Origin of the sequence: Kribbella sp. NPDC050470, assembly GCF_044458365.1 — a bacterium.
In the GTDB taxonomy this organism is placed as follows: domain Bacteria; phylum Actinomycetota; class Actinomycetes; order Propionibacteriales; family Kribbellaceae; genus Kribbella.
This window is the reverse complement of sequence record NZ_JBITHV010000013.1, coordinates 164783-179741: the sequence shown is the minus strand read 5'-3', so window position 1 is coordinate 179741 and position 14959 is coordinate 164783. Positions and strand designations below refer to the sequence as shown.

Sequence of the window (14959 nt, the reverse complement as noted above, 5' to 3'; positions counted from 1 at the left end):
GAGCTGCGGCTTTGCGCTGGGCTGCAGGTTGCGCGCGCTACAGTCTGAGGCTCTTGTCGGGCGACGGGGCGGTCGGCATGTGCTTACGGTCCTGCTCGCCCATGCCGGAGCTCTGGCGCGGTTCGGCCGGCTGCGGGTTCAGCCCGACCTGGAACGTTCGTGCCAGCTCCGCGCCTTTGTCGGCCAGCTCGATGCTCTGCTGAGCTGCCTCGTGTGCGCTGTGCCCGACGGTGTGCAGCTGCCCACTCAGGCTGGTCATCCCCTCACGGGCCACGCTGATATCCGTCTCGAGCTGTGAACTCGTCCGGTCGATCAGCACCGAGTGCTGCCCACTGCCATCCACCTGCAGCACGGAGGTCTCGAGCGCCGAAGCCGCGCTGCGAGCCGACTCGAGCCGAGCCGTTGCCCGCTCGAAGCTCTCAGTCGCGACGCCGACGGCGCCTCGGAGGTTCTCCAGCCGGACTCGCAACAGCCCGGTCTCCGGGGTCTGTCGACCCGGCAACTGCTCGAGCTTGTCGAGGTGGTCGAGCCCGCGGTCAAGCGTCTCCGCACTCTCCGCGAGTTCCTCCCCCAGTTCGTGGAGCTCTCGCCGTGAGCCGTTGAGCCGGTCCACCAGCACGCCGGCTGTGTTCTGAACACCCCGGAACGCGCCGCGCACGCTTTCGTCCGCCTGGTAGCGCTGGACATCTTCGCTCCGCGGGTCGGCGTTGATCAGCCGGGCATCAGCCTCGTTCTCACGGACCCAACCGGCGCCGGTACGCAGCGACTCGACGTCCTCCAGCCGACGCTCCAACACCCGAACGAACCCAGTCGGGCCCATCGCATCGGCCACCGCCGCCATCGTCGAACGCGCCCTGGTCACCGCGGTCGCGATCTGCTCGGTCCGGAAAGCGACCTCGGCCTCGTCGGCCATCAGCGTCCTGCCTCGTCAGCCTCGGCGGCCAGGCGGTCGTCCTCGGCGAGGGCGGCGCGCAGGACGTCGCCGACCTGGCGGACCTCCTCCTGGGCGGCCCGCAGTTCCCGCTCCACCGCCTGCTGCGGCGTCTCATCCGTCGGCTGGTCCGGCACGTCGTACTCCTTGTCCTCGGTCAGTCGTCCAACGAGCCTAGACGCACCCCAGTCCACCGCCGGTCCACCGCTGGGGATTTGGTACGGCGGTCAGGCCGGGGCGACCGGATTCGGTACGGCGCCGCCGTACCGGCGGTCGCGCTGGGCGTAGAGCTCGATCGCGCGCCACAGGTCGCGGCGGTCGAAGTCCGGCCAGAGCGTGTCCAGGAAGACCATCTCGGCGTACGCGAGCTGCCAGACCAGGAAGTTCGACGTACGTTGCTCACCCGACGAGCGGACGAACAGGTCCACCTCGGGGATGTCCGGCGCGTACAGGTGCCGGGCGACCGTCTGCTCGGTGATCCGGTCCGGCTTGAGCTTGCCGTCGGCAACATCGCGCGCGATCGACCGCATCGCGTCCGCGATCTCCGCGCGGCCGCCGTAGTTCACGCAGAACTGCAGCGTGATCGTGTCGTTGTGCTTGGTCCGCTCCTGGGCGTACTCGAGCTCGTCGATCACGCTCTTCCACAGCCGCGGCCGCCGCCCGGACCAGACCACCCGCACGCCCATCGCGTCCAGCTCGTCGCGCCGGCGGTGGATCACCTCCCGGTTGAACCCCATCAGGAAGCGCACCTCCTCGGGCGAGCGGGCCCAGTTCTCGGTCGAGAACGCGTACGCCGAGATGTACTTCACCCCGACCTCGATCCCGCCCTTGATCACGTCCAGCAGCGACGCCTCGCCTGCCTTGTGCCCCTCGGTCCGCGGCAGCCCCCGCTGCTTGGCCCACCGCCCGTTCCCGTCCATCACGATCGCCACGTGCCGCGGCACCAGCTCCGCCGGAATCACCGGCGGCCGGGCCCCCGACGGATGCGGCTCCGGCGCCACCACCACCTTCTCCCCACCCCGCGACTCCAACCCCCGACCCCGACGACGACCAATAGGCGACATAACCGCATCCTCTCCCACCCCCCAACCCTGTGGATAACCTCCCCCACCACCGACGTACTCGTTGTTGGGGACCATGCTCGATGAGTCTGTGTACGACGCACCACAACCAGGCAACCCGCACCAGGCGCGGAGAGGGCCTTGGGAATCAGCAGTTCCTCGCCTCCTCCGAGGTGACGGGTGGATTGAAGCCGAAGTCGTCAGTGCAACGGTGGCGAACTTGATCAGCAGTTCGCTGCCTGGTTCATGCCGTAGTACGCCTTCCAGGCGCCGTCGACGAAACGCATCTGCATGTCATCGAGCCATCTCGTCGCAGTTCCGGGCTTCTTGACGCTCTTGCCTGTCGCATCGACGGCGGTCGCCTTCGACGAGTCGAGGCACGCCTGGACAGTTACCTCGGCCACCTGACCGTTCGCTCCGGCCGATCCGAGCTTCACCGCCTTGGTCCAGAGCACGTCAACCTGCCCGACGCCACGCCACTTGCGCCCTCTGTATGTCGCCGCTTGATTCAGCTCGGCCCCCAATATGATCCCTGTCGCAACCTTCGGTAGCTCCGAGACGTTCCGACCGCCGCTCGCCTGCATCGCGCTCTTCGCGGCGACATACCGCCGGTACGCCGTCTGAGCTGCAGCCGCCGCGGCCTGCTCAGGCGTTGTCGACGGAGGACTCGCCGTACTGGCGGGACTCGGTGAGCTGGACGCGGGTGTCGGCTGGGAGTCGCCGGAGGTGCAGGCGGGGAGGGCGGCGATTAGGACGACCAGAGCCGCGATGGCTAGGCGCCCGGGCATCGAGTGGCCCCGGGGATCCGGCGAAACCATCTGTGAGATCTTCGTGTGTTTGGTCCGCCGGTGATCTCGGGTGTGGGAGGTCAGCGGCATGCGCGGGGTGGTAGTTGGGTGGTTGGTTCGCCGGCCTCGGGAGCCACGAGAACTGGGTTGAGATCGGTGACGCGGAGTGGGGTTGAGCGGCTGAAGTTGAGGGGGATGTTGCCTTGCATGCCGCCGCCGGTCCAGTGGACGTTCCAGTAGGCGGTTGCGGTTACTTGGAACTTGCCGGTGGTCTCGCAGCGGGAGGTGTTGCGGTACTTGTGGCCGCAGGTGGGGGACGGTGGGATCTCCTTCAGGGACTTGCCTTCGGCGTAGGCGCGGGTGAACGGCGTACCTCCGCCCTTGCAGGTCACCTTGTCGCCGGCGCCCATCGACCACTCGATCCGGTCCACCGTCCCGGTCGCCACGATCGTGACGCCGTCGAGGGTCGCCTGCTTGGTGAGTGGGCCGGTGGTGTTCTCGCCCGGATCCGCTACCCACATCCAGATCGGCACGTTCACGACACCGTCACCGTTCGCGCTCTGCACGTACGGCGACAACCCCAGCTGCGGCGCCCGGAACGCCATACTCTCCACCACCCGCCGAGCCACCACCCGCGGGTCAACCACCACCTCCCCCGGCGGCCGAATCACCGGCTCAAACCGCTCGATGCCGTCCGGCGTGCCGTCCACCACATCCAGCAGAACCCAGCACCGGTAGAACTTGGTTCCCGGCGGGTAATCGCTAGCCGAGTGGAACATGGATGTGAGCGTCTTCGTCGGAGTCAGGTAACACCCCGAGGCCGCATCCCAGAACCCGTTCTCCGTCCGACACGGGATTGCTTGTCCCTTGGCTACGCATCCGGTCTGCCCGGCCGTCGATGATCCTGGCTTCCGCGGAGACTTCTCGGCCGGCGATGTCGTCTCGTCCGTCACCGAGATCGTGCACCTACCCGAGACGCGATCGCGATCGCAGGTCGGACCTGCAGGACTGGGCGTCCCCATGCCGGGAGACACAGCGCCCGTCATCGGTAGGCCGACGAGCAGACTCGCCGTGACCACAACTGCGGTCAGCATTGCGCCCCCTCGTTCTTGCCCCGGATGACCTTCCAGCTTCCGCCGATGAGCTGCAGATTTCGGTTGTCCAGCCAACGGGTCGGGGTACCGGGCACCTTCACGTTCTTCCCGGCCGAATCGACGGCTTGGGTCTTCGAGGTGTCCAGGCAGGCCTGGACTGAGGCTGTGGTGAACTTGCCCGCCACAGGACCAGCCACCTTGACCGGCTTGGTCCAGACGATCTCCGTGGCTCCGATGGCCCGGATCTTTTCGCCGCGATAGCGCTCGGCCAGGATCTGAGTGGCGCGGAGTTCGACGCCGGCGGTCACGGACGGGAGGTCCTTCACGTCGGTGCCTCCGCTCCTCATCATCGCGTCGGTCACCAGGATGTAGCGGCGGTAGGCGGCTACGGCTGCTTCGCCGGCCTGTTGGGACGGGGGTGCCGGGGTTGGGGTGGTGCTGGTGGCTGAAGCTGATGGCGTGAAGGGTGGGGGTTTGGGGTTGTCGGGGGTGCAGGCGGGGAGGGTGGCGACTGTGGTTATGAGGGCTGCGGTGGCTAGTCGCCTGGGCATGCGGGGGCCTCCGGGGCGCGGGTGGGGCTACTGAGGGTGTAACTGTTTCATACGTTCGGTTCCGGAGGGTTGGGTTATCCACAGGTGGGTGGACGGGTGGTGAATTACACTCTGGGCATGTCCGGGCCTAGTACTGACTCGCGGATCTACCTGCTGGAATCGGATGAGAGTCGGGTGGTGCCGGGTGGGCCGGCTGTGGTGGGGCCGGATGGGGTGCGGGAGGAGATTCCGGCGCAGGTGTTCAGCGCGGTTCGGCACGTGATCGAGGCGATGCGGGCGGGACAGGCGGTGAAGGTCACGCCGCTGCGGCCGGAGTTGCCGATCGACGAGGCGGCCGACGCGATCGGGATGGCCCGGGACGACCTCCGCGCGTACGTTGCCGAGGGCGCCGTTCCCTTCCGGTCCTCGGAGTACGTCGACTGGGTGCGCCTGGCCGACGTGATCGCGTGGGACGCCAAGCGCCGGGACGAGCGGAGCGCGGCGTTGCAGGAGATGCTGGACGAGGAGCCGTGGGATGCGGCCGACGATGACGGGCGGCAGTCATGACCGAGTCGGCGCCCAGCACTCCGTTGCGACCGGAGCGCGCGTTCCTCGACGCGAACGTGATCCGTGGTCAGCTGACCAACGACATCCTGATGTCGCTGGCGCACCGGGACACCTTCGAGCCGCGCTGGTCGCAGCACGTCCTCGACGAGATGCGCCGCAACCGGCCGCCCGGGGTGTCCGAGGAGAAGATCGACAAGCGCATCGCCACGATGAACAAGGTCTTCCCGCGGGCGATGACCAGCGGACATGAAGGCCTCGAGCCGCAGATGCAGGCCGACCCGAAGGACAAGCACGTGCTCGCGGGCGCCGTCCACAGCGAGTCGGCCGTCCTGGTCACCGACAACGTGAAGGACTTCCACCCGCCGTCGTCCGGCCCGCACGCGATGCGCGTCGAGAAGCTGTCGCAGTTCCTGAACCGCAAGCTCGAGGAGGACCCGCAGCGGGTCCAGTCGGCGCTGCAGGACATGGTCAATCGCAACAAGCGGGACCCGAGGACCATGTCCCAGCTGATCGACAAGATGGCGACCCAGCCGGAACTCCGCTCGTTCGCCCAGAACCTGAACGCCGTCGTCCCGCCCGACCAGCAGGGCACCGCCGAGGTGCTGACCGCCAACCAGCGAGGCTCCGCCGCATCGAAGGCCTTCTCGGGTCTGTCGTCGCCCACGGCACAGGCCCCGACCACTACCCCCGAAGCCCGCAAGGGCACCCAGCAATCCCAGGAACGCGCCAAGAGCTCCGAGCAAGAGGTCTGAAGCAGGAGGTCTGAAGCGCTAGGACCCCGTGCTCAAGTCCAGGTGGGGCAAAGAGCGCAGTTGATGGTCCTGGTGGTAGGTGAAGAAGGCGGCGATCAGGCCCGTGGCTTCGCGACGGGTCCTGGGGTCGGCTTGCAGCGCGGTGGGCCAGTCGCCGGTTAGCAGGGCGGCCAGGTGCGCGACGGTGCCGGCGGACGGCATCGCCGAGGCCGGCGGGCGGCAGGCGGTGCAGACCATGCCGCCGGCGGCGGGGTTGAAGGCTCGATGCGGACCCGGTTCGCCGCAGCGGGCGCAGTCGGCGAAGGAGGGAGCGTAGCCGTTGATCGCCAGCGAGCGGAGGAGGAAGGAGTCGAGGACCAGGGCGGGTTCGCGTTCGCCGGTGGACAGGACGCGGAGGGCGCCGGCCAGGAGCAGGTGCTGCTGGGTGGCGGGTTCCTTCTCCTCGACGACGAGGCGGTCCGCGGTCTCCAGCAGGACCGTGCCGGTCGTGTACCGCGCGTAGTCGTTGACGATCCCCTCGCCGTACGCCGCGATCGACACTGCCTGCGTGACTACGTCGAGGGTGCGGCCGGTGGCGAGTTGCAGGTCGACGTGGCTGAACGGCTCGAGGCGGGCGCCGAAGCGGGACGACGTACGGCGGACGCCCTTCGCGACGGCGCGGATCTTGCCGCGACCGCGAGTCAGGAGCGTGGCGATCCGGTCCGCCTCACCCAGCTTCTGGGTGCGCAGCACGATCGCCTCTTCACGGTAGAGCGGCACGCGTTCAGTCTCTCACCCGCGGGCGACATACTCCTCGAGGCTGGTCGGCGGCCGGCCGGTGATGTCCTCGACTGCCGACGAGACCTCGCTCAGCTCGCCGCTCGCGATGGCCGCGTACGACGTGACCCAGCCGGCCACCTCCCACGCGGGAGCGCCGTACCCCTCCCGGGACCGGTAGGCCTCGTCCAGCGTCTCCGCCTCGTAGCGGACCCGCCGGCCCCAGGCAGACGACAGTACGGCGGCCGCCTCGGCCAGCGTGAACGCGGCCGGGCCGGTCAGGTCGTACGTCATCCCGGTGTGCCCGGGGTCCACCAGCACCCGGGCCGCCACCGCTGCCACGTCGTCCCGGCTGACCGCTGCTACCCGACCGTCGCCCGCCGGCCCACGGATCACGCCCTCCGCACCGACGAACCCGGTCACGAAGTCGAGGTACAGGTTGTCCCGGAGGAACGTGAAGTCGACACCCGACGACCGGATGTGCTCCTCGGTGTGCCAGTGGTCCCGGGCGAAGGTGAACGTCGCGCCCGGCGACGCGCCGAGGAACGACGTGTAGACGATCCGCCGTACACCGGCCGCCAGCGCGGCATCGACCGTTGCCTTGTGCAACGCAACCCGGTCCGCGGATTCCGTTGCACTCAGCAACATCAAGGTGTCGACCCCGTCCAGCGCGTCGGCGAACGCCTGCTCGCCGTACGCCGCCTGCGCCACCTCGGCTCCGGGCAGTGCGGGCGCCCGGCCCGGGTCGCGCACGATCAGCCGCTGCGGTACGCCGGAATCCGCCAGCAGGCGCGCGATCCGGGAACCGAGCTGACCGGTGGAGCCGGTGACGCCGATCACTTGCCCACCAGGTCCATCCCGCCCTGGGTGTACCGCTGACCGGACACCGCGTCCGGCGGGAAGGCCTCATCCAGCGCCGCCAGCTCCTCCGCGGTCAGCTGGACGTCCACAGCGCCGAGGTTCTCGGCCAGGTACTTGCGCCGCTTGGTGCCCGGAATCGGCGCAATGTCATTGCCCTGAGCAAGCAGCCAGGCCAGCGCCAGCTGACCGGCCGTGACGCCCTTCGCGGCGGCCAGCTCGCGGACCTTCTCGACCAGGTCGAGGTTGCGCTGGAAGTTCTCCCCGCTGAACCGCGGCAGGCCGCGCCGCATGTCGTCGGGCTCGAAGTCGTCCGGCGACTTGAGCTGCCCGGTCAGGAACCCGCGGCCGAGCGGGCTGAACGGGACGAACCCGACGCCCAGCTCCCGCAGCGTCGGCAGTACGACGGTCTCCGGGTCCCGCGTCCACAGCGACCACTCGCTCTGGACGGCGCTGATCGGGTGGACGGCGTGCGCCGCCCGGACCGTGTCGCCGTTCACCTCGGACAGCCCGAGGTAGCGCACCTTGCCCGCCTGGACCAGCTCGGCCATCGCGCCGACGGTCTCCTCGATCGGGATCTGCGGGTCCTTGCGGTGCAGGTACCACAGGTCGACGTGGTCCACGCCGAGCCGCCGCAGCGAGGCGTCCAGCGCCTGCCGCGCGTACGCCGGGCTGCCGTCGACGACCGTGGGCGGGTCGTTCGGGCTGGTGGGCTTCTTGAAGCCGAACTTGGTGGCGAGGACCACCTGGTCGCGGCGGCCGGCCAGCGCGCGGCCGACCAGCTCCTCGTTGGCGCCGTCGCCGTACACGTCGGCGGTGTCGATGAAGGTGCAGCCGGCGTCGATGGCGGCGTGCAGGGTGGCGATGGACTCGGTCTCGTCCGTCGTCACGCCGTAGGACTGGGACATCCCCATGCAGCCGAGGCCGAGGCAGGAGACGTGCAGGTCACCGAGCTTCGATTCACGCATGCTCCGAACCTACCGTCGTCGGCCGTTGCTGTGGGCAAGACCCCTCCGGCGGTCACGGGGAGTGACGTCAGTGGACCAGCGCCGCCTCGGACCGTACGTCGGGACCGACGAGCACCGGGTCGAGCTGGATCCTGGTGATCCCGCGCGGCGCCAGCAGGTCGCGCAGCGCCGCCTCGGACAGGCGGACGAACTCCTGCCGCGGTCCGGTCGCGGCGCGGAGCAGGGCGAGGGTGGTGAACGCGATGCCGACCCGCGGGCCGTCGGGCAGCCGCCCGGTCTGCAGTACGGCGATGCCGTCGGTGGATCGAACCGGGACGAACCACTCAGCACAATGTCGAGGTCTCACACCACCGACGCTAGGCCGCGATCCTCCCCCATCGCCGCTTCCTCACACACTTCGCACACGCTTCTCACAACCCCACACGAACCGGGCGAGCAGGCACTCCGTCGCCCAGCAGGGCGCGGATCAGCTCGGGCAACTCACGAGGTGCGAAGACGACATCAGCCGCCAGCAGTTCGTCGACAGTCCACCACCGGCACTCAGCGACAAGCTCCCGCTCCCACTCAGGGTTCGGTTCCGGCGTGAAGTGCGCAGTGCGCACGAGGTAGTAGTCGCTACGCACCCCGTCGTGCCCGGCGGCGTACGCACCGATCGCCTCCTGCCGCCAGACGTGCTCCCCGATGTCCACGGTCAACAACCCCAGCTCCTCGCGGAGCTCGCGGGCGAGGCATTGCTCGGCGGTCTCACCGGCTTCGATGCCGCCGCCGGGCGCGAGCCAGAAGGAGCGGTCGGGGAGGACGACCCGGAGAAGTAGCAGCCGGTCAGTGGGATCCAGGATGAGGGCGCGCGGGCGCCGTGCCGGAGGTTCACAGGCCGAGGGGGGTTGGGGTGGTGGGTGGGCCGGAGCGTAGGAGGTCTTCGATCAGGGCGGGGAGGTTGCGGGGGGCGAAGCGGCCCTTGTGGGACTGGAGCTCAGGGAGGGTCCACCAGCGGTGGCCGTGGACGTTCTCGGCTTGGAGCTCTTCATCCGTCATGGTGCCGCCGACGGCGAACGGGTCGGTGCGGACCAGGAAGATGTCGTTGATGACGCCGTCGTACCCAGCGGCGTGGCCCTCGGCAACTACTTCCTGGTGCCAGAGGTGCGGTGGGTCGGCCGGCGCGTCGAGGCCGATCTCCTCCTGCAACTCGCGATGCAGGCCGTCCCGCAACGACTCCCCCGCCTCCAGACCGCCGCCCGGCGTCGCCCACAGCGGTCCGCTGTCGAACTCGAAACGGACCAGCAGCACCCGGTCGGCCGGGTCCAGGACGACCGCGCGGGCGGCGGGGCGCAGCCGTGGATAGGTCAGCTCGAGCTCCCGATGCTCCTCGACCACCTGGAACCCGAACCGATTGTTGACAATCTGCATGGCGCCATTCGACTGCGCCGTCCAGGTGTGCAGGTAGCGCTGCTTCGTCCGGTGCTTCGCCAGCTGATCCAGGTTGGCGAGCTTCAGGTGCATGCCCAGGTTGTGCCCGCGGTGCTCCCGCAGTACCAGCGTGTCGTCCTGCTGCGCATGCGAGGCGTCCGCGCGTGGCAGATACATCAACGTGTAGCCGGCCGGCGCTCCCGACAGCGTGTGCGCCATCGTGACGAGCGCCAGGTAGTTCCGGTCGATCCGCTGCTCACTCGCCTGCAGCTTCTCCACCGTCCACGGCACCACCTCGCGCGTCATCCCGCCGGTGGGCACGTCGTGATCCATCGCGGTGTGCAGATCGGCGTACGCCTGCTGGTGCTCCGGCGGGCACACACCGGCCCACGAGGTCAGGCGATACCCGTCCAGCACCCCCGCCGTACGACGCAACTCGTCGAGCCGCACCTCGTCGTACGGCAGGGGGACGACGATGTGGTCCTCCACATGCTCGACGGAGAAGCCCAGTCGAGCCGCGAACGCCGCGCCCGGCCACGGCTCGGACGGGACACCGATCTCGGTCTGGAAGATGGTCCGCCCGAGCTGCGCCGACCGTGTGACCGCCCACTGCCACAGCGCCGTGCCGATGCCGCGGCGCCGATGCTGTGGCGGTACGTCGATCTCTACCTCGACGGTGTCCAGGTTGTCGGTGAGCCGGTACTCGAACAGCATCGCGCCGAGCACCCGGTCGTCCTCGAACGCGCCGACCGCGAGCCGCCGCTTCAGCGGTCCCGGGTTCCGCAGCGAGAACCCGAGCGCCTCCCGGCCGACGACGATCGCGGCCTCGCGGCCCGCGACCACGCCGGCCCGCAGCGCGTCGTACCACTCGTCGAACAGGGCCAGGTCGGCCGGGTCGATCTCGCGAACGCTGATCACCCGGCCGAGCCAACCAGCTCAACGGTTCACCCACCACCGAATTCCGTCCGGACGAGTGTCAGGCCGGGGTGATCTTGCCCTGGTACAGGCCCATGATCACGAAGTTGTCGGCGTACGGCGCGTTCTTCAGGATCGGATCGTCGTCCGCCGGGAACTTGGCGACCCGCGCGCCCTCCAGCGCCGGGTTGTTCCCGTAGCGCTCCCACAGCGGGATGATCGGCAGCAGCTCGTTGAACGCCAGCGCCGCGGCCGTGATGTTCTTCTTCTGCTCGTCGAGGTTCAGGCCCTGGGCCGACTTGTCCACCACGGACTGCAGGTCGATCGGACCGGCCGAGGTGGTCTGCTTCAGCGGGAAGTTCATCCCCTTGCCGCCCTGGTTCGCCGCCAGCACGTAGTTGAACCGGTAGAGGTCCTGGACGTAGGAGAAGTACGGGTGCGGATGGCTCGACGCGCCCCACGCCTGGATGGCGATGTCGAACTTGCCGGCCAGCACGTCCGGCTCCTGCTGGGTGAAGGTGACGCCGCGCTTGGTGATGTTGAACCCGAACTTGTTCAGCTGGTCGGCCGCGTTGGTCGCCGCCGGGTTCCAGTCCGCGAACTCGGTCGGGAACTTGATGTCGTACGCCGCCGGCTTGCCGGACGGCAGCATCCACTTACCACCGGACTGCACCCAGCCGGCCTGCTGCAGCAACTGCTTGGCCTTGTCGAGGTCCTTGTCGTAGCTGTTCAGCTTCTTCTGGTCGGCGTCGGAGACCCAGTCCGGGACGGTGATGTCGGAGAAGCCGGCCATGAACTTGCAGGCCTTGCCCGAGTCGCCGAGCGCGACCGTGCCGTTCTCGTTGCGGTCCAGCACGTACGCGATCGCCTGCCGGACCCGGACGTCGGCCAGCTCGGGGTGAGTGGTGTAGTTGAAGTACAGGGCCGGCCCGGAGTACACCGGCGGACGGAGGACCCGGAACCCGTTGGACTGGAAGGACTTCTCGCTCGCCACCGCGAAGCCGTGCGTCGCGTAGTCGACGTCCTTGTTCATCACGACCGGCGTGATGTCCGACGTCTCACCGTTGTACAGCACGACCTTGCTGAAGCCGATCTTGTCGGCGAACAGGCCCTTGTCGTTCTTGACCAGCGTCATCTGCGCGGTGGTCATGCTCTTCGGGTCGTAGTTGAACGGCCCGGACACGACCGGGTTCTCCGGGCGGAACTTCTGGAAGTCGCCGTTCAGCTTCTTGCCGTCGCCGGCGTCCAGGCTCGCCTTGGCCTTGCGCAGCGTCTCGGCCTTGGTCGACCACTCGCCGTAGACCGATGCCGGCAGGATCGGCGCCCGGAGGATGTAGCGCTCGAGCACCGTGGACGGTGTGCCGATGGTGAACACGACGGTCGTGTCGTCCTGAGCCTTGACGTCGGACAGGAACGTCCACGACTGCTGACGCATCAGCCAGTGCAGGTTGAACGTCGACACGACGTCCTTGGCGGTCACCGGCGCGCCGTCGCTCCAGGTCAGGCCGGACCGCAGCTTCATGGTGTAGGTCTTGTTGGCCTCGTCCAGCGAGCTGGACTCAGCCATCATGTACTCGTACTTCTTGTCGGCCCAGTAGTACATGGCGCCGCTCGGGTAGATCAGGTCGAGGTACGGACTCAGCTGCTGGACGCCGTCGAGGACACCGGCTCCCAGGTTGAAGTGCCCCTTCGGCGGCAGCTGGTAGGGGTACGCGCCGTGGAACTCCTTGTTGCCGGAGCTCCCGCTCTCGCTGGTGCTGTTCGGCGTACTCGGCGAACACGCGGCCAGCGACCCGACGCCGGCAACACCGACTCCGGCGATGCCGAACAGCTGGAGTACGTGCCGCCGGGAGATCGAGTTGGTCAGGGCGCTCGCGCCCGGGGAGTTCGGGCCGGAATCGTTGGTGCCGGTGGGACTCATCCTTCGTCCTTTCCTGAAGATGACCGCACGCCCGCGTGGTCAGGCACTGCTGGTACGACGTACGACGTACTGCTAACCGCCCTCGCGTTTGTCCCGCTGCCGGGTCCAGACCAGCCCGGCGACCACGAGCAGGCCCAGGAGCAGGCCCAAACACAAGGTGAACAAGGTGACGACGAACTCCGGCGTCCCCGGCGTCAGCGTGATCAGCAGGACCACGCTGGCCAGGACGAGGAAGGCCGCCCAGCCGAGCGCCGCGCGGCCGACCCCGGGTGGCATCAACGGGCCGCTCCGTCCGGGCGGTCGGCGCCGACGCCGTCGCGGACCACCACGTGGCACGCGGCAGACTGCCCGGGACGAATCTCGACGAGGTCGGGCACCGCACCGTCGCACAGTCCGGCCTCCGACCGAGGGCAGCGCGGATGGAACGAACATCCGGCCGGCAGGTTCGCGAGACTCGGGATCTCGAGGCTGCGCAGCGAGCCGGCGCCCTTGGTCCTGGTCAGGTCGGGATCGGGTTCGGGGATCGCGTCGATCAGCGCCCGGGTGTACGGATGCGTCGGCGCGTTGATGATCTTCGGCGTCGGGCCGAGCTCGACGATCCGGCCCAGGTACATCACCGCGGTCTTGCCGTGCCAGCCGAAGTACTTCGCGATCGCCAGGTCGTGGGTGATGAACAGGAACCCGACGCCGAGCTCGTCGCGCAGCCGGCCCAGCATGGCCAGCACGCTGATCCTGATGGACACGTCGAGCATCGAGGTCGACTCGTCCGCGATGATGATCTTCGGGTCCAGGGTCAGCGCCCGGGCGACGGACACCCGCTGGCGCTGTCCACCGGACAACTGGTGCGGGTACTTCGAGAGGTAGTTCTCCGGTGGGGTCAGGTCGACCTTGGCCAGCAGCTCGGCCGCCCGCTCCGCGGCCGCCTTCGCGCCCTTGACCACACCGTGCTTGAGCAGCGGGGCGGTGATCGTCTGCTGGACGGTTCGGGTCGGGTTCAGGGATGCGTACGGATCCTGGTGGACGTACTGCACGCTGCGCCGGAAGGTGCCGAACTCGCGGCGGTTCATCGACCAGATGTCGGTTCCGCCGAAGGCCACCGTGCCGTCGCTCGGCCGGGTCAGGCCGGCCGCCGCCCGGGCGGCGGTGGTCTTGCCGGAGCCGCTCTCGCCGACCAGGCAGAGCACCTCACCGGGGTTGATCGACAGATCGACGTCGTCGACCGCGCGGATCGGCCCGGCCTTGGTGTCGAACACCTGACTGACGCGATCCAGCCGCATCAGTGGTGTGCGGCTCTCGGCGGCGGCCTCCGCAACGGTTTCCGTGGCGCTCATGACGCCGTCCCCAAGCCCTCGGACCGCACCATCCGGTCCAGTTGCACGTCCTTCCAGTGGATGCACGCCGCCTGATGGCCATCGCCTTGCCGGTCGGTCACCGGGAACAGCGGCGGGTCGTCCTTCCGGCATTCGTCGGTGGCGAACCGGCACCGCGGGTTGAACGTGCACCCGGACGGCAACGCGGCCAGGCTCGGCGGTCCGCCCGGGATCGACTCCAGGTCCGGCAGGTCGCCGACGATCGGCGGGACGGCCTTGATCAGCCCGACCGTGTACGGGTGGCGCGGGCCGTAGAACAGGTCGCGGACGCCACCGGTCTCCACGATCCGGCCGGCGTACATGGTCGCGACCCGGCCGGCGAGCTCAGCGGCCAGGGACAGGTCGTGGGAGATGAAGATCATCGAGAAGCCGAGCCGCTCCCGCACCTCGTGCAACACGTCGACGACCGATCGCTGGGTGAGGATGTCGAGCGCGGTGGTCGGCTCGTCGAGAATCAGCAGTTCGGGCTCGAGCAGCAGGCTCATCGCGATCAGCACCCGCTGCCGCATCCCGCCGGACAGCTCGTGCGGGTAACAGTCCATCACCCGCGCCGGTTCCAGCCGTACCAGCCGGAGCAGCTCGCCGGACCGGTCCTCGATCTCCTGCCGGCTCGCCTTGGTGTGCGCACGCATCGTGTCGTGCATGTGCGCGCGAATCTTCAGCACCGGGTTGAAGGCATTCATCGCGCCCTGGAAGACCATCGCCGCGTCCCGCCAGCGGAACTGCCGCAGGTCGCGCCCGTCCAGGCCGAGTACGTCGACCTCCGTGCCGTCGCCGCGGTTGAGGATCACCTTGCCGGTGGCGTGGCCCAGCCGAGGCAGCAGGCGCAGCAGACCGAGACCGAACGTGGTCTTCCCGCACCCGCTCTCCCCCACGAGCGCAAGGCTCTCGCCCGGATAGAGATCGAGGTCGATCCCGCGGACGGCCTGCACCGTGCCGCCGGAGCCGGTCCGGTACTCGACCTTGAAGTCGCGGACGGACAGCAACGGTTTGCCCTGGCCCCGCACCGCGCGAGACGGACTCGATGGCGTCGTTGTCATC

Annotated in this window: 18 protein-coding genes; 2 read left to right on the top strand and 16 right to left on the bottom strand. The window is 68.8% G+C overall.

The features are described 5' to 3' along the window. Positions 1-37: 37 nt before the first annotated feature. The 6 genes from ACIBGM_RS36485 to ACIBGM_RS36460 form a co-directional block, all read right to left on the bottom strand. Complete coding sequence (locus ACIBGM_RS36485) at positions 38-913, bottom strand: hypothetical protein (protein ID WP_396388142.1); 876 nt, start codon at positions 911-913, stop codon at positions 38-40. Beyond that, on the bottom strand, positions 913-1125 hold the full coding sequence (locus ACIBGM_RS36480) for a hypothetical protein (protein WP_396388141.1): 213 nt from the start codon (positions 1123-1125) through the stop codon (positions 913-915). The genes ACIBGM_RS36485 and ACIBGM_RS36480 overlap by 1 nt, the downstream gene beginning before the upstream one ends. Positions 1126-1158: 33 nt before the next feature. Beyond that, complete coding sequence (locus tag ACIBGM_RS36475) at positions 1159-1995, bottom strand: isoprenyl transferase (RefSeq protein WP_396388140.1); 837 nt, start codon at positions 1993-1995, stop codon at positions 1159-1161. A gap of 221 nt (positions 1996-2216) precedes the next feature. After that, positions 2217-2447 (bottom strand): hypothetical protein, encoded by a 231-nt coding sequence (locus ACIBGM_RS36470; protein ID WP_396388139.1) that lies wholly within the window; start codon positions 2445-2447, stop codon positions 2217-2219. A 413-nt stretch (positions 2448-2860) separates the two neighbouring features. Then, positions 2861-3559, bottom strand: a complete 699-nt coding sequence (locus tag ACIBGM_RS36465) for a hypothetical protein (protein ID WP_396388138.1) — start codon at positions 3557-3559, stop codon at positions 2861-2863. A 308-nt stretch (positions 3560-3867) separates the two neighbouring features. Continuing rightward, on the bottom strand, positions 3868-4236 hold the full coding sequence (locus tag ACIBGM_RS36460; RefSeq protein WP_396388137.1) for a hypothetical protein: 369 nt from the start codon (positions 4234-4236) through the stop codon (positions 3868-3870). A 306-nt stretch (positions 4237-4542) separates the two neighbouring features. Between ACIBGM_RS36460 and ACIBGM_RS36455 the strand changes: the two genes are divergently transcribed. Together ACIBGM_RS36455 and ACIBGM_RS36450 are read left to right on the top strand one after the other, a co-directional pair. Further along, a complete protein-coding gene (locus ACIBGM_RS36455) occupies positions 4543-4971 on the top strand; it encodes a hypothetical protein (protein ID WP_360531615.1) in 429 nt (142 codons plus the stop codon). Next, positions 4968-5723, top strand: coding sequence for a PIN domain-containing protein (locus tag ACIBGM_RS36450; RefSeq protein ID WP_360531618.1), 756 nt, complete (start codon positions 4968-4970; stop codon positions 5721-5723). Before ACIBGM_RS36455 ends, ACIBGM_RS36450 begins: the two co-directional genes overlap by 4 nt. A gap of 18 nt (positions 5724-5741) precedes the next feature. Here the strand turns inward: ACIBGM_RS36450 and recO are convergent, their stop codons facing one another. The 10 genes from recO to ACIBGM_RS36400 form a co-directional block, all read right to left on the bottom strand. Continuing rightward, complete coding sequence (recO, locus tag ACIBGM_RS36445; RefSeq protein WP_396388136.1) at positions 5742-6482, bottom strand: DNA repair protein RecO; 741 nt, start codon at positions 6480-6482, stop codon at positions 5742-5744. Positions 6483-6494: 12 nt separating this feature from the next. Next, positions 6495-7319: an SDR family oxidoreductase gene (locus tag ACIBGM_RS36440; RefSeq protein ID WP_360531624.1), complete on the bottom strand. Its 825-nt coding sequence runs from the start codon at positions 7317-7319 to the stop codon at positions 6495-6497. Beyond that, complete coding sequence (locus ACIBGM_RS36435; RefSeq protein WP_360531627.1) at positions 7316-8305, bottom strand: aldo/keto reductase; 990 nt, start codon at positions 8303-8305, stop codon at positions 7316-7318. Before ACIBGM_RS36435 ends, ACIBGM_RS36440 begins: the two co-directional genes overlap by 4 nt. Positions 8306-8372: 67 nt before the next feature. After that, positions 8373-8651: an SAV_915 family protein gene (locus ACIBGM_RS36430; RefSeq protein ID WP_396388135.1), complete on the bottom strand. Its 279-nt coding sequence runs from the start codon at positions 8649-8651 to the stop codon at positions 8373-8375. A 64-nt stretch (positions 8652-8715) separates the two neighbouring features. Then, a complete protein-coding gene (locus tag ACIBGM_RS36425) occupies positions 8716-9141 on the bottom strand; it encodes an NUDIX domain-containing protein (protein ID WP_396388209.1) in 426 nt (141 codons plus the stop codon). 31 nt (positions 9142-9172) lie between these two features. After that, the gene (locus ACIBGM_RS36420) at positions 9173-10630 is read right to left on the bottom strand and encodes a GNAT family N-acetyltransferase (RefSeq protein WP_396388134.1); all 1458 of its coding nucleotides are present in this window, start codon (positions 10628-10630) and stop codon (positions 9173-9175) included. Positions 10631-10688: 58 nt separating this feature from the next. After that, on the bottom strand, positions 10689-12548 hold the full coding sequence (locus ACIBGM_RS36415) for an ABC transporter substrate-binding protein (protein WP_396388133.1): 1860 nt from the start codon (positions 12546-12548) through the stop codon (positions 10689-10691). A 72-nt stretch (positions 12549-12620) separates the two neighbouring features. Next, complete coding sequence (locus ACIBGM_RS36410) at positions 12621-12824, bottom strand: hypothetical protein (RefSeq protein WP_360531642.1); 204 nt, start codon at positions 12822-12824, stop codon at positions 12621-12623. Next, positions 12824-13879 (bottom strand): ABC transporter ATP-binding protein, encoded by a 1056-nt coding sequence (locus tag ACIBGM_RS36405; RefSeq protein WP_360531645.1) that lies wholly within the window; start codon positions 13877-13879, stop codon positions 12824-12826. The genes ACIBGM_RS36410 and ACIBGM_RS36405 overlap by 1 nt, the downstream gene beginning before the upstream one ends. Then, positions 13876-14958, bottom strand: a complete 1083-nt coding sequence (locus tag ACIBGM_RS36400; RefSeq protein ID WP_360531648.1) for an ABC transporter ATP-binding protein — start codon at positions 14956-14958, stop codon at positions 13876-13878. The genes ACIBGM_RS36405 and ACIBGM_RS36400 overlap by 4 nt, the downstream gene beginning before the upstream one ends. Between the last annotated feature and the right edge of the window lies 1 nt (position 14959).